The organism is Microbacterium esteraromaticum (assembly GCF_028747645.1).
GTDB lineage: Bacteria > Actinomycetota > Actinomycetes > Actinomycetales > Microbacteriaceae > Microbacterium > Microbacterium esteraromaticum_C.
Window position 1 is genome coordinate 1,674,584 of record NZ_CP118100.1, and the last position, 26,695, is coordinate 1,701,278.

Genomic DNA, 26,695 nt, shown 5'->3' on the forward strand with positions numbered 1-26,695 from the left:
GCGTGCAGTGCCGCGGAGCGGCGAGGGGCGATGCGGGTATCAGTCGTCGGTGTCAGTCGTCGGCAGGATCCGACAGACGGGCGTCCTGCTGGCGGTAGGCGTCACCGAGAATGGCGGTGAACTGCGACAGACGCGCGTCGATCTCGCCGAAGATCTCCTGACCGCGCGGGTCCTTGTTCATGAAGTGGGCGGCGACGAACCCGCCGATCACACCGATCAGGAACCACAGCAGATTCTTCATTACGCCATCCTACGACGAGAGGCGCCGGGGAATCCCCGACGCCTCTCGGATGCGTCATCAACAGGCGGAAGCCTGCCTCAGATCAGCGAGCCGCGTAGTACTCGACGACCAGCTGCACTTCACAGGTCACGGGGACCTCAGCGCGCTTCGGACGACGAACGAGCTTCGCCTGCAGCTTGTCGAGCTCGACCTCGAGGTAGCCGGGAACGGGCGGCAGGACGTCGGCGTGACCGCCGGCGGCTGCGACCTGGAAGGGCTCGAGGCCCTCGCTCTTGGCCTTGACGTGGATGAGCTGACCCGGCTTCACGCGGAACGACGGGCGGTCGACGAGCTGACCGTCGACGAGGATGTGACGGTGCACGACCAGCTGGCGCGCCTGCGCCGTGGTACGGGCGAAGCCGGCACGCAGCACGAGGGCGTCCAGACGCATCTCGAGCAGCTCGACGAGGTTCTCACCGGTCAGGCCGTCCTTGCGGCGGGCCTCGTTGAAGGCGATGCGCAGCTGCTTCTCGCGGATGCCGTACTGCTCGCGCAGACGCTGCTTCTCACGCAGACGGACGGCGTAGTCGCTGTCAGCCTTGCGCTTGGTGCGGCCGTGCTCGCCGGGAGCGTAGGGACGCTTCTCGAGGTAGCGGGCGGCCTTCGGGGTGAGCGGGATTCCCAGCGCGCGGCTGAGACGGACCTTGCGGCGGTCCTGGGACTTCGTAACCACGAAGCATTCCTTCCGTTACGTGGACGCGTCTTTCACGTCTCACGGGCGTATCTCCTGCGCTCTGCCGGCAGGCGCACGCCGGGGCGCCTGGTCGGTGGGTATGAGCGGAGGGATGCCCGAAAACTCGGTTTCGAGCCGATCCATGCTATCAGATCGGCCATCGGTGACCGCCGGGTCAGCGATCGCCGAGAATACGACGGATGCGCTCCAGACGCGCTGCGACGTCGCGCTCTGCGCCAAGCGGCTTCGGCTGGTAGTAGCGGCGTCCGTCCAGATCGTCCGGCAAGTACTGCTGCGGGACGATTCCCGCCTCGTTGTCATGCGGGTAGCGATACCCCTTGCCATGGCCGAGCCGCTTCGCCCCGGCGTAGTGCGCGTCACGCAAATGAATCGGCACGCGGCCGAATCCGCCGGCGCGCACATCGGCGATCGCCTGGTTGATGGCAAGGTAGGCGGCATTCGACTTGGCCGTCGTCGCGAGGTAGATGGTAGCCTCGGCCAGCGGGATGCGCCCCTCGGGCATCCCGATGAATGCCACGGCGTCCGCAGCAGCGGTGGCGATGACCAGCGCCTGCGGGTCGGCGAGCCCGATGTCCTCCGCCGCCGAGATCACCAGGCGACGAGCGATGAACCGGGGGTCCTCCCCCGCTTCGATCATCCGGGCGAGGTAGTGCACGGCGGCATCCGCATCCGATCCGCGGATCGACTTGATGAACGCACTGATGACGTCATAGTGCTCGTCACCCTGCCGGTCGTAGCGCAGCAGCGCGCGGTCGACCGCCTGCGAGACGTCCTCATCCGTGACGTCGGCGGAGGCATCCGCATCGGCTCTCGACAGCGCGACGGCCGCAGCTGCCTCCAGGCCGGTGAGCGCACGACGCCCATCACCCGAGGCGAGACGGATCAGCGCCGCGCGGGCCTCATCGGTAAGCCGCACGCGTCCGGCGAGCCCTCGGGCGTCGGTGACGGCACGGTCGACCAGAACGCCGATGTCATCATCGGTCAGCGGCTGCAGCGTGAGCAGGAGCGAACGCGACAGCAACGGCGAGATCACCGAGAACGACGGGTTCTCGGTCGTGGCCGCGATCAGGATCACCCAGCCGTTCTCGACGCCGGGCAGCAGGGCATCCTGTTGAGCCTTGGTGAAACGGTGGATCTCATCGAGGAAGAGGATCGTGGTCTGCCCATACAGGTCGCGCTGAGTGATCGCCTCTTGCATCACCTCGCGAACGTCCTTCACACCCGCGGTGATCGCCGACAACTCGACGAACCGTCGCCCTGACGACCGGGCGATGGCCTGAGCGAGAGTGGTCTTGCCCGTGCCGGGCGGCCCCCAGAGGATGATCGACACTGCGCCTGGCGCGCTGGCCTCGGGGTCGGCCAGTGCCACGATCGGCGAGCCGGGCCGGAGCAGATGCTGCTGACCGGCTACCTCGTCGAGAGACGTCGGGCGCATGCGCACCGCGAGCGGTGTCTGGCCCGACATCAGGGAGGCTGCGGAGGTCATACGTCCAGGCTACTGGCGCGACCGACACGCGGTCGCGCCGACGGTAGGCTCGCAGGGTCGGACGGGTCGCGCACGATCCTCCGAGTGATGAGCAGAGGAGAACGACGATGGCGGCACGCGGTTCCCGCGGAGCGCAGCAGCGCGCTCGCACCGAGGCCGAACGGGCGCGACTCTACGCGGCCCGCACGGCATGGCACGAGAAGCTGCTGCGCCGCAAGCATCGCGACAACCTCATTGCCGTCAGCGCTGGCACCCTGATCGTCGCGGGCGCCATCGTGAGCCAGACCCTTCTGGGCACGTCGGCGACCCCCGCTCCCGCCGATCCCAGCACGACACCGTCGCCCGCTGCGACAACTCCGGCATCCCCCACACCGACCCCCACGCCCGAGCAGAGCACGGACGAGTGAACCGGGGCGGCGAGTGAACTAGGCTGGCTCTCGTCCTTTCCCACTCCCGCGGGATACCTGCGCAAGGAGAACACCGTGTCTGACGACAACGCCGCCAAGCCCACCCCTCCCGTTCCGGGTCCCCCGGTTCCTGCTCCGCCGCGTCGGCCCATGCCGACCGCCGCTGCCGCCCCGGCCGCCGCGCCTGCACCGGCGGCGCCCGTGAATGCGGATGCCGCGCAGTGGGGCCGTGTCACCGATGACGGCACCGTCGAGGTTCGCGAAGGCGACTCGTGGCGTGCCGTCGGCCAGTACCCCGACGGCACGGCCGATGAGGCGCTCGCCTACTACGTACGCAAGTACGACGACCTCGCCGTCAAGCTCGGCACCCTGGAGACGCGCGCCCAGGGCGGCGGTGCTTCGGCATCCGATCTGACCAAGCAGGCCACTCATCTGCGGGGCGAGGCCGCTGACGCGGCTGCCGTCGGTGACCTCGTCGGTCTCCGCGCCCGCATCGAGACGCTGATCGAGTCGCTGGCCGAGGCTACGGCGAAGGAGGCGGCAGCCGCCAAAGAGGCGCTCGACGCCGCCATCGCCGAGCGCACGACGATCGTCGAGAAGGCCGAGCAGATTGCCGCCCGCGACCTGAGCAAGGTGCAGTGGAAGCAGGTCACTGCTGAGATGACCGAGCTGTTCGACGCCTGGCAGGCGCACCAGCAGAACGGTCCGCGCCTTCCCAAGGGAGTCGCGCAGCAGCTCTGGAAGCGGTTCCGCACCGCCCGTTCGACGGTCGACAAGGCCCGGCGCGTCTTCTTCGCCGAGCTCGACGACGTGCACCGCGCAGCGCGCGACGCGAAGTCCCGACTGATCGAGCGCGCCGAAGCCCTCGCGCCCCGCGGCGTCGACGGCATCCCCTCCTACCGCAACCTCCTCGACGAGTGGAAGACGGTGGGACGCGCCGGACGCAAGGCCGACGACGCCCTGTGGGCGAAGTTCAAGGCCGCCGGCGACGCACTCTACGCGGCACGCGCCGAGCAGGCAGCCGCTGAAGAGGCAGATTCCGCGCCGAAGATCGAGGCCCGCGAGGCTCTGCTCGTCGAGGCGAAGGGTGTCGCCGACGAGCCGAACCTGAAGCGGGCACGCGCCCTGCTCACCCGCATCCAGCGCGAGTGGGACGAGGTGGGTCGCATCTTCCCGCGCGACAAGGAGCGCGCGCTCGACGACCGGATGCGTTCGATCGAGCAGGCTCTCAAGTCGCGTGAGGACGTTGACTGGAAGAAGAACAACCCCGAGACCAAGGCGCGTGCGAACGACATGAGCTCGCAGCTGGTCGAGGCCATCGAGAAGCTTGAGTCCGAGCTCGCCGCCGCCGAGAAGTCCGGCGACAAGAAGGCGATCAAGCAGGCAGAAGAGGCGCTCTCGGCACGTCGCGCCTGGCTGAGCGCGCTCGGCGGCTGAGCACCGCGGTTATCCACAGTATGAGCCGTGTCGCCCCATTGCGGGGTGACACGGCTCATACTCTTTGACGTGCACTCAGCGCTCTTCTACCGTCCCGGCCAGCCTCTCTCGCTGCCGGAGCTGTCCGCGGCACGACTGGACGGCCACGTCATCGAGGTCGGCGAAGGATTCATGCCGGCCGACACGGTCGAGAGCGCCGCTGACCGTGCCGTGAGCATCGCCGACCTCCTCCCGCCGAGAACGGCAGCGAGCGGACATTCGGCCGCGTGGGTTCACGGCGCGAGCGACCAACCGCCCCGCGTGCACCATGCGACGCGCATCAACCGGTCGCGGCCGCGCACATACTCATCGACACGCATCATCTACCACGAGCACCGACTCGACGCCGGCGATGTGCAGCTCATCGGCGGCGTTGCCGTCACGACACCCCTGTGCACCGCGACGACGCTGCTGTTCGATCTGGCGTGCGCGGGCGGCGACGACCGTTGGCTACGGGGCCTACTAACCGCGTTCCCCCGGCTCGACGGCGAGCTGCGTGCGCACGTCGAACCGATCAGCCGTCGTCCCGGCATCCGCGCAGCGAAACAGCTCCTCGCGCGGATGCTGTCGGATCAGGAGGTCGTGACGCGGTAGACATCGTACACCGCGTCGATCCGCCGGACGGCATTGAGCACGCGGTCCAGGTGCACGGAGTCACCCATCTCGAACACGAAGCGGCTCAGCGCAAGGCGTTCGTCGGTGGTGGTGACCGTCGCCGACAGGATGTTCACGTGGTGCTCGCTGAGCACGCGTGTGACATCCGACAACAACGCCGAACGATCAAGGGCCTCGACCTGGATCTGCACCCGGAACACGCTCTTGGTGGTGGGGGCCCACTCGACCTCGACAAACCGGTCGGGGTCGTCTCCGAGGGACTTCACGTTGACGCAGTCCTGCCGGTGCACCGAGACGCCGCTGCCACGGGTGACGAAGCCCACGATCGGATCGCCGGGCACCGGGGTGCAGCAGCGGGCGAGCTTGACGAGGATGTCGGAGTCGCCGCGCACCAGGATGCCCGAGTCGCCACCCTTCCCCTCACGGACGGGGGCCTGACCGGGCAACTCGATGGCACCTGTACTGGTGTCCTCCTCGACCGTGACCAGCGCGGTGACCTTCTCGATCACGGACTGCGTCGAGACGTGCCCCTCGCCGACGGCCGCGTACAGCGCCGACACGTCCTCGTAGCGCAGTTGGTGCGCGACCTGCGTGAAGGACTCCTGGCTCATCAGACGCTGCAGGGGCAGGTTCTGCTTGCGCATCGCCCGGGCGATGGACTCCTTGCCCTGCTCGATCGCCTCTTCGCGTCGTTCCTTGGTGAACCAGCCGCGGATCTTGTTACGCGCGCGGGTGCTCTTGACGAAACCAAGCCAATCCTGGCTGGGCCCTGCATCCGGGTTCTTCGAGGTGAAGACCTCGACGACGTCGCCGCTCTTGAGCTCGGTCTCCAGCGGCATCAACCGGCCGTTGACCTTTGCTCCCATCGTGCGGTGCCCGATCTCAGTGTGCACCGCATAGGCGAAATCGACTGGTGTGGCGCCAGCCGGCAAGCCGATGACGCGCCCCTTGGGGGTGAAGACGTAGACCTCTTTCGCCCCGATCTCGAAGCGCAGCGAGTCGAGGAACTCGGTCGGGTCGGCGGTTTCCGCCTGCCAGTCCGAGATGTGGGCGAGCCAGGCCATGTCCGTATCGGGCACGCGCGAGTCGACCTTGCCGCCGTTGACACGTTCCTTGTACATCCAGTGCGCGGCAACGCCGAACTCCGCCTGCTGATGCATCTCATGCGTGCGGATCTGGATCTCGACGGTTCGGCCGGACGGCCCGATCACTGTGGTGTGCAGCGACTGGTACAGGTTGAACTTCGGCGTCGCGATGTAGTCCTTGAAACGTCCGGGCAGCGGCGTCCAGCGCGCGTGGATCGCGCCGAGCACGGCATAGCAGTCGCGGACGGAACCGACGAGCACGCGGATGCCGATGAGATCGTAGATGTCGTCGAACTCGCGTCCGCGGATGACCATCTTCTGATACACGGAGTACAGCTGCTTCGGCCGGCCGACGACCTTGCCTCGGATGCGGAGCTCGCGCAGGTCTTCATCGATCGACTCGATGACGCTTTGCAGGTACTTCTCGCGCTGCGGTGTGCGCTGCGCGATCAGGCTGTTAATCTCGGCGTAGATCTTCGGGTGCAGAACGGCGAAAGAGAGGTCTTCCAGCTCGGACTTGATCGTCTGGATTCCGAGCCGATGCGCCAACGGCGCGTAGATCTCGAGGGTCTCTTTCGCCTTGCGTGCAGACTTCTCGGGCGGCACGAAGCCCCACGTGCGGGCGTTGTGCAGGCGGTCGGCGAGCTTGATCAGCAGCACCCGGATGTCTTTCGACATCGCCACGATCATCTTGCGGACCGTCTCGGCCTGCGCGCTCTCGCCGTACTTGACCTTGTCGAGCTTGGTGACACCGTCGACGAGCATCGCGACCTCGTCGCCGAACTCTTCGGTCAGCTCGGCCAGCGCGTAGCCGGTGTCTTCGACCGTGTCGTGCAGCAGCGCAGCCGCGATGGCACGCGGTCCCAGCCCCAGCTCGGCCAGGATCTGTGCGACCGCGAGCGGATGCGTGATGTAGGGCTCACCACTCTGACGCAACTGCCCGGCGTGCTTATCGCGCGCCACCCGGTACGCACGCTCGATGATCGGCAGATCACCCCGGGGATGGTTCGCCCGAACCGTGCGGATCAGGTTGTCGAGGTCATTGACACGGGGGGCACGAGAGAAGATGCGCGGCACAAGGCGACGCAGGCTCGATCCCTGCGACGGCGCCGGTGAATCGACCATCTGCTGCTCCTGTCCCGATCAGAACATCCTACGCGCGTTCGCCCCTACCGCTGAGCGAGGGAGGCTCAAGCCCCAGAGGCCACCGAGCGCTCGCGCGCCTCGTGCACCTTCGCATCGTGTGCGGCGATCGCCAGCTCCTTCTCGCGCAGAAGCGAGTAGAGCGGCGCGGCCACGAACAACGTCGAATAGGTCGCGACGATGATGCCCACGAAGATCGAGAGCGAGATGTCGGTGAGAGTCTCGGCGCCGAGCCAGAACGAGCCGATGAACAGGATCGCCCCCACGGGCAGCGCCGCAACGATCGACGTGTTGATCGAGCGCACCAGAGTCTGGTTCACCGCGAGGTTCACGGATTCACCGAACGTACGCGTCGTCTGGTTCGCGTCCTCGGTGGTGTTCTCACGGATCTTGTCGAACACCACTGTCGTGTCGTACAGCGAGTACGCGAGGATCGTGAGAAAGCCGATCACCGCTGCCGGCGAGATCTCGAACCCGGCCAGCGCGTAGACACCGATCGTGATCACGAGCACGTCCAGCAGGCCGATGATGGCGGCGGCAGACATCTTCCAGGTGCGGAAGTAGATCGCGAGGATCAGGAACGTCAGTGCCAGGAAGATCGCCAGGCCCCACAGCGACTGCCGCGTGACATTCTCACCCCAGGCCGGGCCGATGAACGAGTTGGTGATCTCGTCGACGTTCACGCCGTAGACCTGCGCGAGCTGCTCGGTGACCTGCTGGGTCTCAGCCGCGCTCATCTGCGAGGTCTGCACGCGGATGTCCTGGCCGTTCACGACCACGACCTTGGTGGTGCTCTCGGGAACGACCTCACGCACGGCATCCGTCGCCAGCGACTGATCGGTCGACTGCGGCGCCGAGACCATGAACTGCGATCCGCCGGTGAACTCGATCGAGAACTGGATCGGACGGATCAGCGGCACCAGCGCGGACCCGATGATCAGCGCGATGGCGATGATGAACCAGATACGACGCTTGGCGACGAACGGGAAGGAGGTCTTGCCCGAGTAGAGGTTGTTGCCCAACTCATTCATGGAGAACATCAGTCGTCGGAGTCCTTTCGGGCGCTTGACGAGCCCTGAGCTGCGAGGGCCTCGGCGCGCTTGCGCTCAGCGATGGTCTGGCGCTTCTCGGCCTCACCGCGCGCCCCCTGATTACGAGCGGCGCGACCGGTGCTGGCGACGCGCGCCTCCCGGTACTGAGCACGTCCACGATAGACAGCTCCCAGCGACTCGGGGTCGAGTCCGGACAACCGATGCCCACCACCGAAGAACCGGGTGCGTGCGAGCAGTTGCATGACGGGGTGCGTGAAGATGACGAAGATGAACACGTCGATGAGCGTCGTCAGACCAAGGGTGAACGCGAAGCCCTTCACCGTCGAATCGGCCAGCACATACAGCACCACGGCGGCGAGCACGTTGATCGACTTCGAGATGTAGATGGTGCGCTTCGCGCGCCCCCAGCCGTCCTCGACCGCGCCCGTGATGGACTTTCCGTCGCGCAGCTCGTCTCGTATTCGCTCGAAGTACACGATGAACGAGTCGGCGGTGAATCCGATCGACACGATCAGACCCGCGACGCCGGCCAGCGACAGGCGGAAGCCCATGCGCCACGCGAGGATGCTGATGATGACGTAGGTGAGCACACCCATGACGCCGATCGAGGCGATGATCACCCAGCCGAGTGCGCGATAGCTGATGAGGGAGTAGACCGCGACCAGTCCCAGGCCGATGAGACCGGCGATCAGCCCGATCTGCAACTGCTGCGAGCCAAGCGTCGCCGAGATGGTGTCAGAGCTCTCGACGGTGAAGCTCAGCGGCAGCGCGCCGTAGCGCAACTGGTCGGCGAGCGTCTTCGCGCTCTCCTGGGTGAAGTCGCCCGAGATGCTCGGGTTGCCGTCGAGGATCGCCGCCTGCATCTGCGGCGCCGAGATCACCACGCCGTCGAGCACGAACGCGAACTGGTCGCGCGGGCTCAGGCCGGCGATGCGGTTGGCGTTCAGGCGCTGGCTGATCTCGCCGAACACCTCGGTGCCCTCGCGGTTGAGGTCGAGGTTGACGGTCCACTTCGCCGAACGCTGGTCGCGACCGGACGTCGCGTCATCGATGACCGTGCCGTCGAGCTCCTTCGGCCCGAGCAGATACTTGACCGACCCGGTCGGGTCGCAGGCGACCAGCGGCTCGCCAGCCGGCGGCGTGGTGTGGTCGCGGGGAGCGGCGCAGTCGAACGACTGCAGCTCGGCGATCTGCTTCTCGGTCATCCATGCCGGGTCGCTGCCGTCGGTGGGCTCCGGCGTGGGCACCGCGTTCATCGAGTCGTCGGGTGTGGGGAACGGCGTGGGGTTGCCATCCTCGCCGATGAACTCGGTCGCAGCGTCAGTTGCGGCCAGTACGGCACGGAACTCCAGCTGGGCGCTCGCCTGGATGCGGTCGCGGGTTTCCTGATCGGCGACACCGGGAATCTGCACCACGATGTTGCGGCCGCCCTCGGTGGTGATGTCGGCCTCGGCGGTGCCGGAGGCGTCGACACGCTGACGGATGATCGCGGCAGCCTGGTCGAGCTGCTCCTGCGTCGGGTCGGCACCGTCCTCTGTCTGCGCGCTCAGGACGATCTGAGTGCCGCCCTGCAGGTCAAGGGCGAGCTCAGGAGCCCACGAGCTCTCCTTGAACCCGTACACGCCGATCGCATTGATGCCGAACAATGCTGCTGTGACCAGGAGCAGGCCGAGCAGGACCCGCCACGCATGGCGGGTCGGAGATGAGGATGCCACGTAGTTCCGCTTTCCGCGTGAGACGCCCGTAGGCGTCAGTTCTCGTCGTTGCGCTCGAGACGAGCCTTGGTCTCCTCAGGCGTCTCGACCTGGATCGCCTCGATACCGTCGGTCGCGTCCTTCGCGGGGACGCTGTCGAGGTGCTCTTCGACAACCTCTTCCTCAGCGACGTCGTCGGAGTCGACGGTCTCCTCGGTCGGGTCTACCACGCGCAGGATCGCCTGACTGTGCACCTCGATGACCACGCCGGGGGCGAGCTCGATCTGTGCGGGCCTGTCGAGGTCGACCGCGTCGTATGACACGACGGTTCCGTACAGACCCCCCTGCAGCAGCACCTTCGCGCCGGGAATCGTCTTGGCGGCCTTCTCCTCCTGCTGTTCCTTCATCTGCTTCTGGCGCTTGCGCGTGTTCATGAACATGAACACGAGCATCACGGCGAGAAGTCCGAAGAGGATGATTTCCATGAGAGTTGAAGCCTTTCGAAGTGCACGCTGAACGCGGCGGTGCGTAGGGGGATATGGCCGGGAAGTCTTCAGCGATTATAGGTCATCGAACAATGCCACTCCCTCGGGGTGCGAGATCCCGAGGTGCGCGTACGCCTCGGGCATCGCGATCCTCCCGCGCGGCGTGCGCCCGAGAAAGCCGATGCGCACGAGATACGGTTCGACCACGCTCTCGACAGTCTCGCTCTCCTCACCCACCGCGACGGCGAGCGTGTTGAGGCCCACCGGGCCTCCACGGAAACGCCGCACGAGCGCATCGAGCACCGCGCGGTCGAGCCGATCGAGGCCGATCGCGTCGACATCGTACAGCTCCAGCGCTGAGCGCACATCCGAGAGCGACGCATCTTGCCCGCCGCCGTGCACGAGCGCGTAGTCGCGCACTCGGCGCAACAGGCGGTTCGCGATGCGGGGCGTGCCGCGCGAGCGTCGCGCGATCTCGGAAAGAGCGTCATCGGGCAGACGCACACCGAGAACACCGGCAGATCGGCTGATGACCTGTTCGAGGTCGTCAGCGCTGTAGAACTCGAGGTGGCCGGTGAAGCCGAACCGGTCGCGCAGCGGGTTGGGTAGCAGACCCGAACGCGTCGTGGCTCCGACGAGGGTGAAGGGCGCAAGCTCCAGCGGAATGCTCGTGGCTCCGGCACCCTTGCCGACCATGATGTCGATGCGGAAGTCCTCCATCGCCAGGTAGAGCATCTCTTCTGCCGATCGCGCCATCCGGTGGATCTCGTCGATGAAGAGCACCTCGCCGGGCGTGAGGCTCGACAGGAGCGCAGCGAGGTCGCCGGCGTGCTGGATCGCTGGGCCGCTCGACAACCGCAACGGGCGTCCGCTCTCGTGGGCGACGATCATCGCCAGCGTCGTCTTGCCGAGGCCGGGCGGGCCGGCGAGCAGGATGTGGTCCGCCGTGCGCTCCTGCAGGCGTGCGGCTTCCAGAAGCAGCTGCAGCTGACCGCGCACCTTGGCCTGACCGACGAACTCGTCCAGGCTCGACGGGCGCAGAGCGCCCTCGATCGCAAGCTCGGTGTCGTCGAGGGCTTCGGCCGCATCGCGCGCGTGCTCAGCCACGGTTCGCCCCCGGCCCCATCGCCGCCAGCGTACGGCGCAGCAACGCCGGCACGGATTCGTTCTCGGCGTCAGTGGCGATCTCGGCCGTCTGCGACACGGCTTCGACCGCGACCTTCTCGGACCAACCGAGGCCGACCAGCGCGGCCACGACCTGGTCGGTGACGACCGTCTCGGGGGCACCCACCGGTGCAGTGGCGACACGGGGCTGCACCTTGCCGGCCAGCTGCACCACGATCAGCTTCGCCGTCTTCGGACCGATCCCCGATACCCGGCGGAACGGGGCATCGTCCTCGGCCGTGACAGCCTCGGCGATCTGATCGACCGTCAGATGCGAGAGCACACCGAGCGCCGACTTCGGGCCGACGCCGGTGACGCTCAGCAGCTGACCGAAGATCTCCAGCTCGTCCAGATCGCCGAAGCCGTACAAGGTCAGCGCGTCCTCACGAACGATCAGACTGGTGTGCAGGCGCAGCTGTTCCCCCACGACCGCGGTGTGCGCGATGTCAATGGGCACGAAGACGGTGAAGCCGACACCGCCTGTCTCGATGACGACCTGGCCAGAGACCGCGTGCAGAACCGTGCCGCGCAGGGAGGAGATCATGCCTGTCAGCCTAGCGGTTGGGTCGTACATACATTCGAGCGACGCGCTCAGCATCCGCCCACGCACGTTGAGCCGGTGTCTGGGCGGCTCCCCCGGCGACCGACGCCCCGTCCCGTCGCCACGCATGGCACAGCGCGATCGCCAGGGCATCCGCGGCGTCTGCGGGCTGGGGTGGGGCATCCAAGCGCAGGATGCGGGCGATCATGGACTGCACCTGCCGCTTGTCGGCGGACCCGTATCCGGTGACGGCCGCTTTGACCTCGCTGGGCGTGTGGGTCGCCGCCGGAAGACCCGCTTCGGCGGCGATGAGCAGCGCGACACCGGAGGCTTGCGCTGTACCCATCACCGTCTGACGGTTCTGCTGCGCGAAGACGCGTTCAACGGCGACGGCCTCGGGATGGTGCTCGTCGATCGCGGTGCGGATGCCCGCGGCGATGCCGGCGAGGCGCTCAGCGATGTCGGCGTCCGGCGGGGTGCGCACAACACCCACGTGTACGAGGGTGGCCCTGCGGGCGCGATCGACATCCACGATGCCGACGCCGCAACGGGTCAGCCCAGGGTCGATGCCCAATACACGGAGGGTGCTCACTCCCCCAGGCTACGGTCCGCCGTGCGCCCGCTGATCAGGCGCGCCCGAAGTCAGTCCTCGTCGCCGTCGTTCTCGAGCTCGGCCTGCACCTCTGCGGGCAGGTCGAAGTTGCTGAACACGTTCTGCACGTCGTCACTGTCTTCGAGCGCATCGATCAAGCGGAAGATCTTGCGCGCAGTGTCTGCGTCGATCTCGACCTTGAGGTTCGGCACGAACTCGACGTCCGCCGACTCGTAGTCGATGCCCGCTTCTTGCAGCGCCGTGCGCACCGCGACGAGATCGGTCGCCTCGGTCACGACTTCGAACCCCTGGGCGTGCGGCTCGATCTCCTCGGCTCCCGCTTCGAGCGCCGCCATCATGACGTCGTCCTCGGTGGTGCCCTCGGAACCGACGACGATGACGCCCTTGCGCGAGAAGTTGTAGGCGACCGAGCCCGGGTCTGCCAGCGTGCCGCCGTTGCGGCTGAGGGCTGTGCGCACCTCGGCAGCGGCGCGGTTCTTGTTGTCGGTGAGGCACTCGATCATCAGTGCCACACCGTTGGGACCATAGCCCTCGTACATGATCGACGCGTACTCGACGGCCTCGCCGCCGATGCCCGCACCGCGCTTCACCGCGCGGTCGATGTTGTCCTTGGGAACCGACATCTTCTTCGCCTTGAAGACGGCGTCGTAGAGCGTCGGATTGCCCGCCAGGTCGGCGCCGCCCAGCTTCGCCGCGACCTCGATGTTCTTGATCAGCTTCGCCCACGACTTCGCACGGCGTGCGTCAATGACCGCCTTCTTGTGCTTCGTCGTGGCCCACTTGGAATGCCCGGACATATGTCTCCGCTCGTCTTATCCGCCCGGAGTCGCCTCCAGGGCGTCGTCCAGTCTAACGAACCGGCCCCGGGTGCCGTTGTTTTCGTCTCTCCGCGGTGCAAGAGTGGTGTTCATGAACGATCGGGCGAGAGCGCTCGACGCGGCGCATCGACGCGCCACCGAGTTCCTTCAAGGACTCGATGACCGTCCGGTCTGGCCTCGGGCGAGCTTCGACGACATGATGACGCGCTTCGATGGACCGCTACCCGACGAGGGCGTCGACCCCGCCGATGTGGTGGATCAGATCGCCCTGGCTGCCGATCCCGGCCTCGTCGCGATCCCCGGGGGGCGCTTCTTCGGGTTCGTGATCGGCGCCACGCACCCGGCGGCGCTGGCTGCGGACTGGCTCGTATCCGCATGGGATCAGAACTCCGGGTCCTCCCGGCTCACTCCCGCCACCGTGGCCATGGAGCGCACCGCGGGCACATGGATGCTCGATCTCCTCGGCCTACCGCCCGACGCGAGCGTGGGGTTCGTCACAGGTGGTCAGATCGCCAACTTCACCTGCCTGGGCGCCGCCCGGACAGCCGTGCTGGCCCGCACGGGGTGGGACCTCGCAGAGCGGGGAATGCGCTGTTCTCCGGCGATCCGCTTCGTCGTCGGCGCTGATCGACACGGCTCGGTCGATCGGGCGGCGCGGTACCTCGGCATCGGCCGGGCCGAAGTCACGGTCGTCGAATCCGACGATCAGGGCCGAATGCGGCCCGAGGCGCTGTCGACGGCACTCGCCGATACCGACGGCCCGCTGATCGTTTGCCTTCAAGCGGGGGAAGTCCACACGGGGGCCTTCGACGACTTCGCCGCGCTCATACCGATCGCGCGTGACCACGGAGCGTGGGTGCACGTGGACGGCGCCTTCGGTCTGTGGGCCGCGGCGTCGCCCTCGCTGCGACATCTGACGTCGGGCATGGCGGAAGCGGATTCGTGGGCGACGGATGCGCACAAGACGCTCAACGTCCCCTACGACTGCGGTGTCGCGATCGTCCGCGACCCCGCCGATTCGATCGCTGCGTTCCGCACCGGCGGCGACTATCTGATCTACTCGGGCCTCGACCCCTGGGATGTCACACCTGAACTGTCGCGCCGCGCGCGGGGCGTCCCCGCGTTTGCGGCTCTGCGCAGCCTCGGACGCACCGGGGTCATCCGCCTGATCGACGGCCTTCACGCGAACGCCGTGGCGATGGCGCAGGGACTCGCCTCCATCACGGGCGTACGGGTCATCAACGACGTCGACTACACCCAGGTGATGCTGCGCATGGACTCGGACGACGATACGCGGGCCCTCGGCGAAGCCATCCTGCGCGACGGCACTGCGGTGATGACCGGCGCCGAATGGCGTGGCCATGCCACCCTGAGATGTTCGATGTCCTCGTGGGCGACCACGCCGGCGGACGTCGACCGGACCGTCGCCGCGATCGCTCGACTCGTCGCCTCGATGTGAGCTCGGCGCATCGCGCCCGATCAGATGGGGTCTTCCCCACCGTCGGCCCTTAGGCCTGCCGGATGCAAGCAGGTGCGCAGCGGGCCAGGCCCGCGTGGTCGTCGCTGCCCGCCACCCTTCGAGCGAGCGTTGTGGATTGCATCGGCGGCACGTATGTCGATGACGTCGCTGCGCAGGGCGGATTCAGCGCGGGATACGCCGGTGTCGTCAGCACCACGAAGGGAAGGGCGTTCGTGAAGGCGGCGGGGCCCGCCTCCCACGCAGTCTCGCTCACGCTCTACCGCCGGGAGGGCGCGCTGCTCCCCAGCATCCCGCGGTCGCTGGCGCCGCGTGCTCTTGCCGTCATCGACGGCGATGACGGCTTCGCCCTCGTCACCGACGTCGTCGACGGCGCTCACCCCGGCGCGGCATGGTCGGCCGCGGACCTGCGGTCGGTCGCGCGCACGCTGAGCCGTCTCGCCGAGACGCCCGCCCCGGATGACATCCCGGATGCTCGGGATGACACAGCGGACTTCACACGGTGGCATCGGATTGCCGACGACGCCGGTTTGCGAGACGCACTGCCGCACGACCTGGCCGCGCAGTTACCGCGCCTGGTGGACATGGAGCGAGGGTTCGCCGACGCCGTCACTGGGCGGATGCTGATCCACGGCGATCTCCGTGCGGACAACATCCTCATCGGTGACGGCGACGCACGATTCGTGGACTGGCCGTGGGCGGTGCGCGGTGTGCCGTGGTTCGACCTGCCTTCCCTGTTGCCGAGCATCGAGGCCGGCGGCGGCCCGCCCTGCGAACAGGCATGGCCGATCTTTCAGGAGTTCGGCGCACCCGACCCGCACGAGCACCTGCCGATCATCGCGGGCATCAGCTCGTACTTCTGGTACTGGCAGGGGCAACCCGAGCCGGCGCCGGTCCCCGGCCTGCGCGCCTTCCAGCGCGCGCAAGCATTCGCGGCGCTGCGGTGGCTCAGCGCGCTACTGTGACTGTCAGGCGGCGCGGACTGCCGTCCGCTCCGCCACCCTGGCGAGGAAGCGCTCGTGGAACCGCGTCTCCCCCGAGATCTCGGGGTGGAAGCTGATCCCGAGCAGGTTCCCCTGTTCGACGGCGACGATGCTGCCGTCGTCCAGGACGGCCAGCACGACGGCATCCGATCCGACGTCCTCGACCACGGGACCGCGAATGAATGCGGCCCGCACAGCGGGCTCGCCCAGGGCCGGCACGTGGACCGCCCCCTCGAAGGAGTCGACCTGACGTCCGAACGCGTTTCGGCGCACGAGAACGTCGAGTCCCCCGAAGGTCTGCTGCCCTTCGATGCCGTCCGCGAGCCGGTCCGCGAGCATGATCAGTCCCGCACAGGTACCCAGCACCGGCAGTCCTGCCGAGATCGCGTCGCGGATCGGATGCTGCATGCCGAAGGTACGCGCAAGCTTGTCGATGACGCTCGACTCGCCACCGGGGATGACGAGCCCGTCGACACGGGCGAGCTCCTCGGGACGACGGACGAGCGTCACCTCAGCCCCGAGTCTCGCGAGCAGGGTGGCGTGCTCGCGCACGTCACCCTGCAGCGCGAGCACGCCGACGTTCGGGTTACCAGCCACGCTCGGCGAGCCGGTGCGGCGCGGGCAGGTCGCTGACGTTGATGCCGACCATCGCTTCCCCCAGTCCGCGCGAGACCTCGGCGACGACCTTGGGGTCGTCGAAGAAGGTCGTCGCCTTCACGATCGCCTTCGCGCGCGCCGCCGGGTCGCCAGACTTGAAGATGCCCGATCCGACGAACACACCGTCCGCACCGAGCTGCATCATCATCGCGGCATCGGCGGGAGTGGCAACGCCACCGGCGACGAACAGCACGACGGGCAGCTGACCGGTCTCAGCGATCTCGGCGACGAGCTCGTAGGGCGCCTGCAGTTCCTTCGCGGCAACGTACAGCTCATCCTTCGACAGTGCACCGAGAGCTGCGATCTCACCGCGGATCTTGCGGATGTGCTTCATCGCCTCGGACACGTCGCCGGTGCCGGCCTCACCCTTCGAGCGGATCATCGCCGCTCCCTCGGTGATGCGGCGCAGCGCCTCACCCAGGTGAGTCGCACCACACACGAACGGCACGGTGAAGGGCCACTTGTCGATGTGGTTGACGTAGTCGGCGGGCGAGAGCACCTCGGACTCGTCGATGTAGTCGACGCCGAGCTCCTGCAGCACCTGCGCCTCGACGAAGTGCCCGATGCGCGCCTTGGCCATCACGGGGATCGAGACGGCGTCGATGATGCTGTCGATCATGTCGGGGTCACTCATTCGCGAGACGCCGCCCTGCGCGCGGATGTCCGCCGGCACGCGCTCGAGCGCCATGACGGCGACGGCACCGGCATCCTCGGCGATCCTCGCCTGCTCGGCGGTGACGACGTCCATGATGACGCCGCCCTTGAGCATCTCGGCGAGACCGCGCTTGACCCGCTGCGATCCGGTGGTGGGGTTCTGGTCGGATGCCATGGTCACTCCTCTTGTGACAAAAATCGGTTTGGCCTATGTCAAAACATAGCACCATAGAATCGAACCGTGGACGACCAGATCACCGGAAGCACCGCCGCAGAGATCGCCGACAGTGTGCGCGGCCTGCGCGAACGCGGCACGCTGCGCCCCGGCGACGCCCTCCCCCCGGTGCGCGAACTGGCCGTCCGCCTCGGAATCAATCGCAACACCGCCGTCGCCGCCTACCGTCAGCTCGCCGGGGCCGGACTCGTCATCTCCCGCGGCCGAGCCGGCACGCTGATCGCCGGTGCCGAGAGCGTCGCGCAAGAGGGCCTCGCCGATACCGTGCTGCACGACATCGCCTCGGGCAACCCCGACCCAGCGCTCATCCCCGACCCGACCCCCGCGCTCAGCCGCATCGTGGGGCGTCCCGTACTGTACGGCGAACCGGTCATCGACGCGGCGCTCGAAGCGTGGACCCGTGAGTGGATGCACGCCGATCTGCACCGCGACGATCTCACCATCTGCGTCACCAGCGGAGCCGTCGACGCCGTGGAACGACTGCTCGCCCAGGCGCTGATGCGCGATGATGCCGTCGCGCTCGAAGACCCCTGCTTCCTGGCGAGCATCCATACGGTGCGCCTGGGCGGCTACCGCGCCGTGCCCGTGCCGGTCGATGACGAGGGCATGACCGTCGAGGGGTTGCGTGCGGCGCTCGACGCCGGCGTCCGCGCCATCATCAGCACGCCCCGTGCGCAGAACCCGACCGGTGTCACCCTCACACCCGAGCGCGCCGCCGCGCTGCGCGAGGTTCTGGCCGATCACCCGTACGTGCTCATCATCGAGGACGATCACTTCTCGCTGCTCTCCCCGCACGCGTACGCGACCCTCATCGGCCCTCAGCACCGCCGCTACGCGCTCGTTCGCTCGGTGTCGAAGTTCCTCGGTCCCGATATGTGCCTCGCCCTCGCCGCGACCGATCCCACGACGGCAGAACGACTCTCTTTGCGTCTGAGCCCCGGCACGACCTGGGTCAGCCATCTGCTGCAGCGTCTGGCGCACGCTCAGCTGACCGATGCGTCGGCGAGGACGCAGATCTCGACGGCATCCGCGCACTACGCAGAGCGCAACGCCGCCTTCGCCGCCGCGCTCGAGACGCACGGCATCTCGACGAGTTCCGTCGACGGGCTGAGCCTGTGGGTGCGATTGACGGCCCCCGCACGCACGACCGCCGAGCGCCTGATGCGGCGGGGGTGGTTGGCGCGCACGGGCGACGAGTTCTGCATCGACGAATCCTCGCCCGCGTCGCACCACCTGCGATTGACGGTGCACGATCTGTCGGATGCCGACGCCGCGCGTCTGATCGATGATCTGGTCGCCGCGCAGCGCTGAGGACCCGTCGCACGGCAGTGACGGGCACGGGTCCGCCGGATGAGAGGATGAAGGGATGAAGATCCTCTCGATCCAGTCGGCCGTCGCTCACGGGCACGTCGGCAACTCCGCCGCCGTCTTCCCGTTGCAGCGCATCGGTGTCGATGTGCTGCCGGTTTACACGGTGAACTTCTCGAACCACACCGGGTACGGGGCGTGGCGCGGACCGATGATCGACCCGACCGACGTGCGCGAGGTCATCACCGGCATCAGTGACCGCGGCGTGATGCCCGAGATCGACGCCGTGCTCAGCGGCTACCAGGGTGGCGAGGGCATTGCCGACGTCATCATCGACGCCGTCGCACAGGTGAAGGCGGCGAATCCGAACGCCGTGTACGCGTGCGACCCGGTGATGGGCAACGCCAAGTCGGGCTGCTTCGTCGCTCCCGCGATCCCCGACCTGCTGCGCGATCGCGTCGTGCCCGTGGCCGACATCATCACCCCGAACCAGTTCGAGCTCGGCTTCCTGACGGGAACCGAGCCCGACACCCTGGATTCCACCCTGGCCTCGGTTGACGCCGCGATGGCCATGGGACCGTCGACCGTGCTGGTCACCTCGGTCGAGCGCCCTGACCGCGACGAGGGAACGATCGAGATGCTCGCCGTCGACGGCAAGGGCGCCTGGCTCGTCGCCACACCGCACCTCCCGATGAAGGCCAATGGCTCGGGAGACGTGACGGCGGCGCTGTTCACAGCACACTACGTCTCGACCGGCGATGCGAAGCTCGCGCTCGAGCGCACGGTGTCGAGCGTGTTCGACTTGCTGCAGGCGACCCTCGACTCCGGGGATCGCGAACTGCGCCTGATCGAATCGCAGGAACGCTACGCCAACCCGCGGATGCAATTCACCGCACGGCAGGTGCGCTGAGCACCCGGCTACTCGGGAAACGCCTCTTGCAGCGCAGCGTCCCACGCGGCTTTGTCATCGGGGCACATGTACCCGGCGGCGAACACCGCGGTCTTCGCAATGCCCTGAAGACGCGCGCCGAGCTCGCTTTGCGTCGCGTCTGCGGGGACCAGTTGCTGCACCAATGGCGAACCGCTGAGCATGGCCATCATGAACTCGGCATCGATGCGGTGCTGGTTCAGGATGCCGCTCTCGCAGGTATCCGACCCCAGCGCGAGCAGGATCCATTCCTCCCGCTCGGTCCAGGTGCCGCCCTGCGCTTCCGCGCGCTCACGCGCCTGCGCCACGAGTTGCTTCTGCGCTTCGGTGACAGCGACCAAAGGTGACCCATCGAGCGGTAGCTGCTGCTCTTCGAGGAAGGCGTCGCGCTCAGCGAGCGCATCGGCCATGGCTTTGTCGTCGTCGGGTGCGGGTGCCGAGCTGTTCGTGGGGGTTGTGCGCGGCGACTCCGTCGGCGCGCAGGCAGTCAGGACGAACGCGAGCGTGGCCACGACGGCGAGCGGCGCAGCCACGCTCAGGCGATGAGATGCGGTGGTCATATTCCCTCCCGAGAATCTGTCACCCCAGTCTTTCAGCGCAGCGCCACCGACGACTCAGTTATCCACAGGCCAGGCGTGGGCCACGGCGTCGCGCACCTCGCCGAGCAGCTGTGGCAGCGCCTTGGTCTTGGCGATGATCGGGAAGAAGTTCGCGTCGGTCGACCACCGCGGCACGATGTGCTGATGCAGGTGCTCGGCGACGCCGGCACCTGCCACGGCTCCCTGATTCATTCCGAGGTTGAAGCCATCGCACCGCGAGACGTCCCGCAGCACGCGCATCCCGATCTGCGTGAGAGCGCCGATCTCGGCGACCTCCTCGGGCGTGGCCTGATCGTAGGTGCCGATGTGACGGTAGGGGCACACCAGAAGGTGGCCGGAGTTGTACGGGAACAGGTTCAGCAGCACGTACGCGGTCTTGCCACGCGCGACGATCAGTCGTTCGGCGTCATCGTGCTTGGGTGCCTCGCAGAACGGGCACTCCTCACGCAGCGGCTCCGGCCCCGCCTGGATGTACGCCATCCGGTGCGGAGTCCATAGCCGCTGGAACTCATCCGGAACACCGGCGAGGTGCCGGGCGTCCTCGGGCGTCGGCTGCTGATCCTGTTCCGTACTCACGCGAGGTCCTCGGCCGTCATCACCCGCGCGTGGTTCGCGACTGCGTTCCGGATCCGCTCCATCGCGACCTCGACCGGCACGCCGTTCTCCTGGGTGCCGTCACGGAAGCGGAACGAGACGGTTCCGGCGTCGCGGTCCTGCGCACCTGCGATGAGAATCAGCGGCACCTTGGCGGTGGTGTGGTTGCGGATCTTCTTCTGCATCCGGTCGTCGGAATGGTCGACATCGGCGCGGATGCCCGCGGCGCGCAACTGCCCGATGACTTCGTCGAGGTAAGGACCGAAGTCATCGGCCACCGGCACGCCGACCACCTGCGCGGGAGCCAACCACAGCGGGAAGTCGCCGGCGTAGTGCTCCAGCAGGATCGCGAAGAAGCGCTCCACCGAGCCGAGCAGGGCGCGGTGGATCATCACCGGGCGGTGCTTGGCCCCGTCGGGGCCGGTGTACTCCAGTTCGAAGCGCTCGGGCTGGTTGAAGTCGAGCTGGATCGTCGACATCTGCCAGGTGCGTCCGATGGCGTCGCGCGCCTGCACTGAGATCTTCGGACCGTAGAACGCCGCTCCACCCGGGTCGTCCACCAGCTCGAGACCGGACTCGACGGCGACCTCGCGCAGCGTGTCGATCGCGGTGGTCCACTGCTCGGGCTCACCGAGGAACTTGGGGTTGCCCACCTCGTTGGTCGACAGCTCCAGGTAGAAATCGTTCAGCCCGTAATCGCGCAGCAGCTCGAGCACGAGGTTGAGGTTGGTCGCGAGTTCCTCGCGCACCTGGTCCTGGGTGACGTAGATGTGCGCGTCGTCCTGCGTCAGGCCGCGCACACGCGTCAGACCCGAGAGCGTGCCGCTCTTCTCGTACCGGTACACCGTGCCGAACTCGGCCAGGCGCAACGGCAATTCGCGGTAGCTGCGACCGCGCGCGCGGAAGATCAGGTTGTGGAACGGGCAGTTCATCGGCTTGAGGTAGTAATCCTGCCCCTGGCGCGTGACGTTGCCCTCGTCGTCGACGACCTCATCGAGGTGCATCGGGGGGAACATGCCGTCGGCGTAGGTCTGCAGGTGCCCCGACGTCTGGAACAGGTCCTTCTTGGTGATGTGCGGGGAGTTGACGACGTCGTACCCGTTGCGCAGCAGGTGGCGGCGCAGGTTCTCCTCGATCTCGTAGCGGATGATGCCACCCTTGGGGTGGAACACCGCCAGTCCCGAGCCGATCTCGTCCGGGAACGAGAACAGGTCCATCTCGACGCCGAGCCTGCGGTGGTCGCGACGCTCGGCCTCGGCCAGACGCTCCTGGTACGCGCGCAGTTCTTCCTTGGTGGGCCAGGCCGTGCCGTAGATCCGCTGCAGCTGGGGGTTCTTCTCGCTACCGCGCCAGTAGGCGGCCGCGACGCGGGTGAGGTCCCATCCGTTGCCGATCATGCGCGTGCCTGGCACGTGCGGGCCGCGGCAGAGATCCTTCCAAGCGACCTCGCCGTCCTTCGTGACGTTGTCGTAGATGGTCAGCTCGCCGCCGCCGATCTCCGCGGAAGCGCCTTCGGCAGCATCCGCGCCCGAGCCAGGCCCTCCGGCGAAATCGATCAGCTCGAGTTTGAAGGGCTCGTGTGCGAGTTCGGCGCGCGCTTCACTCTCGGTGACGACCCGGCGCGTGAAGCGCTGACCTTCGCGGATGATGCGCTGCATCTCTTTCGAGATCGCCTTCAGATCCTCGGGGGTGAAGGGCTCATCGACGCCGAAGTCGTAGTAGAAGCCGTCCGTGATCGGCGGGCCGATACCGAGGTTCGACTGCGGACGGATGCGCTGCACCGCCTGCGCGAGCACGTGCGCGGTCGAGTGGCGCAGGATGCTGAGGCCGACCGGGCTGTCGATCGTGACCGGCTCGACCACGTCGGTGTCGGTGACGGTGGCGGCGAGATCTTTCAGTTCGCCGTTGACGGTCATCGCGACGACGGATCGATCGGTGAACAGGGCGAAGCCGTCGCGCTGTTCGGAGGTGGACTGGGCGTTGTCTGACACGGGGTATCTCCAGATAGACGATGGAAGGAGTCGACTCAGCTGCGGGCGCTGTGCGCCCTGCCCGCTCAGGCCCTCGTAGTTCGCACGACGACACCGGTGACAGAGGTCACGATGGTCAGCGCGGCGGATTCCATGCCCACGAGTCTACGCGTTCGGCGACGCGCGCCGGAGTACCCCGCTCCCTCACTTCACGATCGGCAGGCCCGTGGCATCGGCGGCCTGCTGCAGCGAGCCGAGATTGGTGAGCGTGGTGAATCCGGCCTGCTCCATCAGCGCGATGGCCTGACCGGCTCGGTTGCCCGAGCGGCAGTAGACGAGGTACTCCGCGTCGGGGTCCAGGTTCGGGATCGCGGCGGCGAGCTCACCGCTGTTGAAGTCGAGCAGGGTCGACCCTTCGAGGTGCCCGCCCGCGTACTCGTCGGGAGTGCGCACGTCGAGCACGACGGTGTCGGTGCTGATCTCGATCGGTTCGGCGGTGGTGCTCGGCGAACCGGCACAGGCGGTCAGCGTCAGGGCGAGGGCGATGGCGGATGCCGAGACGGCGAGAAGACGGCGCATGAGGTGTCCTTTTCGTAGGGGTCGTGGTGAGGCGGGGTGATCAAGAAGTGGGGGTGGGTTGTTCGACGACGCAGCTGTCGCCGGGACAGTACTGCGGTGGCGTACGGCCGAATCGCGCCTGCAGGGCGCAGCCGACGCAGATGCCGAAGGCGGTCTCCAGGAACAGGAGCGTCAGGCAGATGCTGCACAACGCCAGTGTGAGCCACAACGGCGCGGCGAACACCCCCATGCTGGCGCACGAAATGGCCGCAAGACCGAAGCCGAGCCACCATGCGAATGCCTTCTGCGGTGCGCCAACCCACTCCGGACGCTGCCCTCGGACAGCGAGACGACCGAGCGCGAGCGACGGTGACCACCGGTCTCCGGCTGTCACACGCAGCAGCATGTCGATCAGAAAGAGCATGCCGAACGGTTGCATGATCTCGACGCGACCGGTGAAGTACGCCGCCGCGAAGGAGACACCACCGAGCAGGAAGAGGATGCCGGCGCCGGCGCGCACGGCACGCTCGTCGATGACGGCGGTTGCGTAGCCGGGGACGAAGCGGCCGATCCTCGGCGCGTCGGCGCGAATGCCGGAGGGGTCGGATGTCACAGGGCTGTCCTGTCTGGTGGTGAGGGCGGTCAGGTGGTCAGGGTCGTCAGGAGTGGGGGCAGTTCTTGGGTCAGTACGAACGCGCCCATCGCCAGCACGAAGATGCCGAACCCGCGGCGGAGTGCCCGCTCGGGGAGGCGTCCGGCGAGGGCGACGCCGACGAACGATCCGGCGATCGCCGTTGCGGTGAATCCGAGCACGATGGGCCACTGCACGGGAACCGAGAGCAGGTATCCACCGAGCCCCGCGAACGACTTCATGGCGATCACGAGCAGCGAGGTACCGACGGCGACGGCCATGGGCAGGCCGCCGAGCAGATTCAACGCGGGCACGACGAGGAATCCCCCGCCGGCGCCGACCAGACCCGTCGCGACGCCGACGAGAAGTCCGTCGATGAGGATGCGGATCGTCGCCCGGCCGTGTGTGGGTGCCGATGCCGCGTCGCCCGCGGACTTGCGTCCGCGGATCATGGCGATGGCGGTGACGATCATCATGATCGCGAAGAGCACCATGAGCACCACACCAGGGATGAACCCGCCGATGAGCCCGCCGACGAAGGCGCCGGCCATACCGGCCACGCCGAAGAGTGCGCCGGTCTTCCAGCGCACTCGCCCGGCGCGCGCATGACTGATCATGCTCACCGCGCTGGTCGCACCGACGATGAACAGCGACGAGGCGATCGCCTCTCGCGGTTCCATCCCCAGTACGTAGGTGAGAATCGGAACGGTGAGGATCGACCCTCCGCCGCCGAGAAGCCCGAGCGAGACGCCCACCAGCGCGGCAAGCGCGAGAGCGATGATGATCAGATGGGGTTCCACTCGGGCTCCAGAACGGGCTTCGGATCAGGCGGCGACGGGCAGGGCGCCCGACATCTGCACCCAGGCGTTGTAGCTGCCGTCGAGCTCGGCGATGTCGTAGCCCTTGCGGCGCAGTGCACTGGCGGCGACGCTGTTGCGCACGCCACTCTGGCAGTAGGTGACGATCGTGCCGGCGTCCGCAGCCGGCAGTTGGTCCAGGTTCCACAGCACACGGCCGCCCGAGAGCTGTGCGGCGCCCGGCAGGTGTCCGGCAGCGAACTCGGTCTTGTTGCGCACGTCGAGCAGCAGGACATGCTCGAATCCGTCGAGGTCCTCGGGTTGGACGAGCTTGGGTACGACCAGGTCGAGTCCGTCCAGAGAGGTGATGAAGCCCCGCACAGCGTCAATGCCGACGCGGATCAGGTGATCGCGCATCTGCTCGGCCTCATCGCGACTCGCGGCGAGCAGCACCAGCGGACGCTGCTCTGTCTCGGGGTCGTACACCCACGCGCCGTAGCTGGCGGCCTTCTGAACGCCCGGGATGTTGAGGGCGCCCTCGACCGTTCCCTCGTGCACCTGGCCGTTGTGGCGGGTGTCGACGAAGATGACACTGTCATCGGCGAGTTCTGCCCCCAGCCGCTCGCTGGTGTACTCGATGAGTTCGGGCTCGTCGCCGATCACTGCGGGGCCGATCTTGTTCTGCTGCTTCATCCGAGCGAAGTACGCGTGAGCGTCGGGCTGGCCGTTGAGCAACTCATCGATGAAGCCCTGCTCATCATCGTTCTTCAGATAGCGGGACCACCACGAGAAGTTGCGCTCGTAGCCGACCGTGGTCGATGCGATCGCGCCCAGCGCCTTGCCGCAGGCCGATCCGGAACCGTGGGCGGGAAGCACCTGCACGTAATCGGGCAGGGTGAGGAACCGGTCGCGCAGGCTGGCGAACAGATCCTTGGCCCCGGCGAAACGGGTGTCGACGAAGCCGGCGGCCTCATCGAGCAGGTCGGGGCGTCCGAGATCACCGACGAACACGAAGTCTCCGGTGAGCATGAACCCGGGATCGCTCGACTGCGCGCCATCGGTGACGAGGAACGACAGGTGCTCGGGGGTGTGTCCGGGGGTGTGAACCGCCTCGACGGTGATGTTGCCGAGTGCGATGCGGTGACCGTGCTTCATCCGCACGGCGCCGACGAAGGCATCCGAGTACGTCCAGTCGGGACCACCCTCGTCGGAGACGTACATCGTCGCGCCGGTGGCGGCGGCGAGCTCGCGGGTGCCCGAGAGGTAATCCGCGTGGATGTGGGTCTCGGTGACGGCGACGATCTTCATACCGTTCTTCGCGGCAAGATCCAGGTAGACGTCGAGGTCGCGGCGGGGGTCGACGACGATCGCCTCGCCCTTCGCCTGGCAGCCGATGACGTAGCTCGCCTGCGCGAGGTCCTCATCGTAGATGCGTTCCAGAAGCATGGTCAGTCCCTTCGTGTGCGGAGCAGTCGGTCAGTGGGTGGTGCGCGTTCTCAGCGCCCGAACAGGCGTGCGAAGAATCCGCCGCGTTCGGACTTGGCAGCGTCGATCTGCGCTTGCGTGTGCGTTCCGCCGCACCACTGTCCGGCGGGGACGCTGCGCTTCACAGATGCGACGTGCTGGCCGCAGCCCGCCCAGGTCGTCTTTCCGCAGGTGCGGCAGGTCGTCGGTCGGCACATGGCTCATCCTCAATCTCATTTGGATACCCCTAGGGGTATGCGTGATGAGATCGACTATACCCTAGGGGG

The 26,695-nt window shown here is 67.4% G+C and carries 28 protein-coding genes; 7 read left to right on the forward strand and 21 right to left on the reverse strand.

Going from position 1 to position 26,695, the window contains the following annotated elements; translation table 11 throughout:
* Window positions 1–52 precede the first annotated feature (52 nt).
* From PTQ19_RS07830 to PTQ19_RS07840, 3 genes are all read right to left on the reverse strand, one after another.
* Window positions 53–241 (reverse strand): hypothetical protein, encoded by a 189-nt coding sequence (locus PTQ19_RS07830; protein WP_179410788.1) that lies wholly within the window; start codon window positions 239–241, stop codon window positions 53–55.
* Window positions 242–323: 82 nt separating this feature from the next.
* Window positions 324–953: a 30S ribosomal protein S4 gene (rpsD, locus tag PTQ19_RS07835; protein ID WP_179410787.1), complete on the reverse strand. Its 630-nt coding sequence runs from the start codon at window positions 951–953 to the stop codon at window positions 324–326.
* Between the two features lie 175 nt (window positions 954–1,128).
* Window positions 1,129–2,460, reverse strand: coding sequence for a replication-associated recombination protein A (locus PTQ19_RS07840; RefSeq protein WP_179410786.1), 1,332 nt, complete (start codon window positions 2,458–2,460; stop codon window positions 1,129–1,131).
* A 107-nt stretch (window positions 2,461–2,567) separates the two neighbouring features.
* Here PTQ19_RS07840 and PTQ19_RS07845 point away from each other — a divergent pair, with 107 nt between their 5' ends.
* From PTQ19_RS07845 to PTQ19_RS07855, 3 genes are all read left to right on the forward strand, one after another.
* Window positions 2,568–2,867, forward strand: coding sequence for a hypothetical protein (locus PTQ19_RS07845; protein ID WP_274366943.1), 300 nt, complete (start codon window positions 2,568–2,570; stop codon window positions 2,865–2,867).
* 150 nt (window positions 2,868–3,017) lie between these two features.
* Entirely contained in the window at window positions 3,018–4,304 is a 1,287-nt protein-coding gene (locus PTQ19_RS07850; RefSeq protein WP_425313206.1) for a DUF349 domain-containing protein, read from the forward strand.
* 69 nt (window positions 4,305–4,373) lie between these two features.
* Window positions 4,374–4,937: an SAM-dependent methyltransferase gene (locus PTQ19_RS07855; RefSeq protein ID WP_274366945.1), complete on the forward strand. Its 564-nt coding sequence runs from the start codon at window positions 4,374–4,376 to the stop codon at window positions 4,935–4,937.
* Here PTQ19_RS07855 and PTQ19_RS07860 read toward each other — a convergent pair.
* The 8 genes from PTQ19_RS07860 to PTQ19_RS07895 all read right to left on the reverse strand — a co-directional run bounded on the left by PTQ19_RS07860 (window position 4,916) and on the right by PTQ19_RS07895 (window position 13,532).
* Window positions 4,916–7,168: a RelA/SpoT family protein gene (locus tag PTQ19_RS07860; protein ID WP_206549842.1), complete on the reverse strand. Its 2,253-nt coding sequence runs from the start codon at window positions 7,166–7,168 to the stop codon at window positions 4,916–4,918. The genes PTQ19_RS07855 and PTQ19_RS07860 overlap by 22 nt on opposite strands.
* Window positions 7,169–7,233: 65 nt before the next feature.
* Window positions 7,234–8,226, reverse strand: coding sequence for a protein translocase subunit SecF (gene secF / locus PTQ19_RS07865; RefSeq protein WP_274366946.1), 993 nt, complete (start codon window positions 8,224–8,226; stop codon window positions 7,234–7,236).
* Window positions 8,226–9,953, reverse strand: a complete 1,728-nt coding sequence (gene secD / locus PTQ19_RS07870) for a protein translocase subunit SecD (protein WP_179410781.1) — start codon at window positions 9,951–9,953, stop codon at window positions 8,226–8,228. Before secD ends, secF begins: the two co-directional genes overlap by 1 nt.
* Before the next feature lie 35 nt (window positions 9,954–9,988).
* Window positions 9,989–10,417 (reverse strand): preprotein translocase subunit YajC, encoded by a 429-nt coding sequence (locus PTQ19_RS07875; protein ID WP_274366947.1) that lies wholly within the window; start codon window positions 10,415–10,417, stop codon window positions 9,989–9,991.
* A gap of 75 nt (window positions 10,418–10,492) precedes the next feature.
* The gene (ruvB, locus tag PTQ19_RS07880; RefSeq protein WP_274366948.1) at window positions 10,493–11,524 is read right to left on the reverse strand and encodes a Holliday junction branch migration DNA helicase RuvB; all 1,032 of its coding nucleotides are present in this window, start codon (window positions 11,522–11,524) and stop codon (window positions 10,493–10,495) included.
* Entirely contained in the window at window positions 11,517–12,125 is a 609-nt protein-coding gene (gene ruvA / locus PTQ19_RS07885; protein WP_274366949.1) for a Holliday junction branch migration protein RuvA, read from the reverse strand. The genes ruvB and ruvA overlap by 8 nt, the downstream gene beginning before the upstream one ends.
* 10 nt (window positions 12,126–12,135) lie before the next feature.
* Window positions 12,136–12,714 (reverse strand): crossover junction endodeoxyribonuclease RuvC, encoded by a 579-nt coding sequence (gene ruvC, locus PTQ19_RS07890; protein ID WP_222446072.1) that lies wholly within the window; start codon window positions 12,712–12,714, stop codon window positions 12,136–12,138.
* Window positions 12,715–12,764: 50 nt separating this feature from the next.
* A complete protein-coding gene (locus tag PTQ19_RS07895) occupies window positions 12,765–13,532 on the reverse strand; it encodes a YebC/PmpR family DNA-binding transcriptional regulator (protein WP_179410776.1) in 768 nt (255 codons plus the stop codon).
* A gap of 112 nt (window positions 13,533–13,644) precedes the next feature.
* Between PTQ19_RS07895 and PTQ19_RS07900 the strand changes: the two genes are divergently transcribed.
* Together PTQ19_RS07900 and PTQ19_RS07905 are read left to right on the forward strand one after the other, a co-directional pair.
* On the forward strand, window positions 13,645–15,012 hold the full coding sequence (locus PTQ19_RS07900; RefSeq protein ID WP_274366950.1) for a pyridoxal phosphate-dependent decarboxylase family protein: 1,368 nt from the start codon (window positions 13,645–13,647) through the stop codon (window positions 15,010–15,012).
* Between the two features lie 62 nt (window positions 15,013–15,074).
* Complete coding sequence (locus tag PTQ19_RS07905; protein ID WP_274366951.1) at window positions 15,075–15,995, forward strand: aminoglycoside phosphotransferase family protein; 921 nt, start codon at window positions 15,075–15,077, stop codon at window positions 15,993–15,995.
* Window positions 15,996–15,998: 3 nt separating this feature from the next.
* Here PTQ19_RS07905 and pdxT read toward each other — a convergent pair whose 3' ends face one another.
* Together pdxT and pdxS are read right to left on the reverse strand one after the other, a co-directional pair.
* On the reverse strand, window positions 15,999–16,610 hold the full coding sequence (gene pdxT, locus PTQ19_RS07910) for a pyridoxal 5'-phosphate synthase glutaminase subunit PdxT (RefSeq protein WP_274366952.1): 612 nt from the start codon (window positions 16,608–16,610) through the stop codon (window positions 15,999–16,001).
* The gene (gene pdxS / locus PTQ19_RS07915) at window positions 16,600–17,499 is read right to left on the reverse strand and encodes a pyridoxal 5'-phosphate synthase lyase subunit PdxS (protein ID WP_179410772.1); all 900 of its coding nucleotides are present in this window, start codon (window positions 17,497–17,499) and stop codon (window positions 16,600–16,602) included. The genes pdxT and pdxS overlap by 11 nt, the downstream gene beginning before the upstream one ends.
* A gap of 66 nt (window positions 17,500–17,565) precedes the next feature.
* Between pdxS and PTQ19_RS07920 the strand changes: the two genes are divergently transcribed.
* Both PTQ19_RS07920 and pdxY read left to right on the forward strand, forming a co-directional pair.
* Window positions 17,566–18,870 (forward strand): aminotransferase class I/II-fold pyridoxal phosphate-dependent enzyme, encoded by a 1,305-nt coding sequence (locus tag PTQ19_RS07920; protein ID WP_274366953.1) that lies wholly within the window; start codon window positions 17,566–17,568, stop codon window positions 18,868–18,870.
* Window positions 18,871–18,925: 55 nt separating this feature from the next.
* Window positions 18,926–19,777, forward strand: coding sequence for a pyridoxal kinase PdxY (gene pdxY / locus PTQ19_RS07925; RefSeq protein ID WP_222446066.1), 852 nt, complete (start codon window positions 18,926–18,928; stop codon window positions 19,775–19,777).
* 8 nt (window positions 19,778–19,785) lie between these two features.
* Here the strand turns inward: pdxY and PTQ19_RS07930 are convergent, their stop codons facing one another.
* The 8 genes from PTQ19_RS07930 to PTQ19_RS07965 all read right to left on the reverse strand — a co-directional run bounded on the left by PTQ19_RS07930 (window position 19,786) and on the right by PTQ19_RS07965 (window position 26,626).
* Complete coding sequence (locus PTQ19_RS07930; protein ID WP_274366954.1) at window positions 19,786–20,355, reverse strand: hypothetical protein; 570 nt, start codon at window positions 20,353–20,355, stop codon at window positions 19,786–19,788.
* Window positions 20,356–20,409: 54 nt separating this feature from the next.
* A complete protein-coding gene (locus tag PTQ19_RS07935) occupies window positions 20,410–20,970 on the reverse strand; it encodes an HIT family protein (RefSeq protein ID WP_179410768.1) in 561 nt (186 codons plus the stop codon).
* The gene (gene thrS, locus PTQ19_RS07940) at window positions 20,967–22,904 is read right to left on the reverse strand and encodes a threonine--tRNA ligase (protein ID WP_274369057.1); all 1,938 of its coding nucleotides are present in this window, start codon (window positions 22,902–22,904) and stop codon (window positions 20,967–20,969) included. Before thrS ends, PTQ19_RS07935 begins: the two co-directional genes overlap by 4 nt.
* A gap of 258 nt (window positions 22,905–23,162) precedes the next feature.
* Entirely contained in the window at window positions 23,163–23,537 is a 375-nt protein-coding gene (locus PTQ19_RS07945) for a rhodanese-like domain-containing protein (protein WP_179410766.1), read from the reverse strand.
* A gap of 40 nt (window positions 23,538–23,577) precedes the next feature.
* Window positions 23,578–24,129 (reverse strand): DUF4395 domain-containing protein, encoded by a 552-nt coding sequence (locus tag PTQ19_RS07950; protein WP_274366955.1) that lies wholly within the window; start codon window positions 24,127–24,129, stop codon window positions 23,578–23,580.
* A 29-nt stretch (window positions 24,130–24,158) separates the two neighbouring features.
* Window positions 24,159–24,947, reverse strand: coding sequence for a sulfite exporter TauE/SafE family protein (locus PTQ19_RS07955; RefSeq protein WP_179410765.1), 789 nt, complete (start codon window positions 24,945–24,947; stop codon window positions 24,159–24,161).
* Window positions 24,948–24,971: 24 nt separating this feature from the next.
* A complete protein-coding gene (locus PTQ19_RS07960) occupies window positions 24,972–26,390 on the reverse strand; it encodes a rhodanese-like domain-containing protein (RefSeq protein WP_274366956.1) in 1,419 nt (472 codons plus the stop codon).
* A 50-nt stretch (window positions 26,391–26,440) separates the two neighbouring features.
* Window positions 26,441–26,626, reverse strand: coding sequence for a hypothetical protein (locus PTQ19_RS07965; RefSeq protein ID WP_179410763.1), 186 nt, complete (start codon window positions 26,624–26,626; stop codon window positions 26,441–26,443).
* Between the last annotated feature and the right edge of the window lie 69 nt (window positions 26,627–26,695).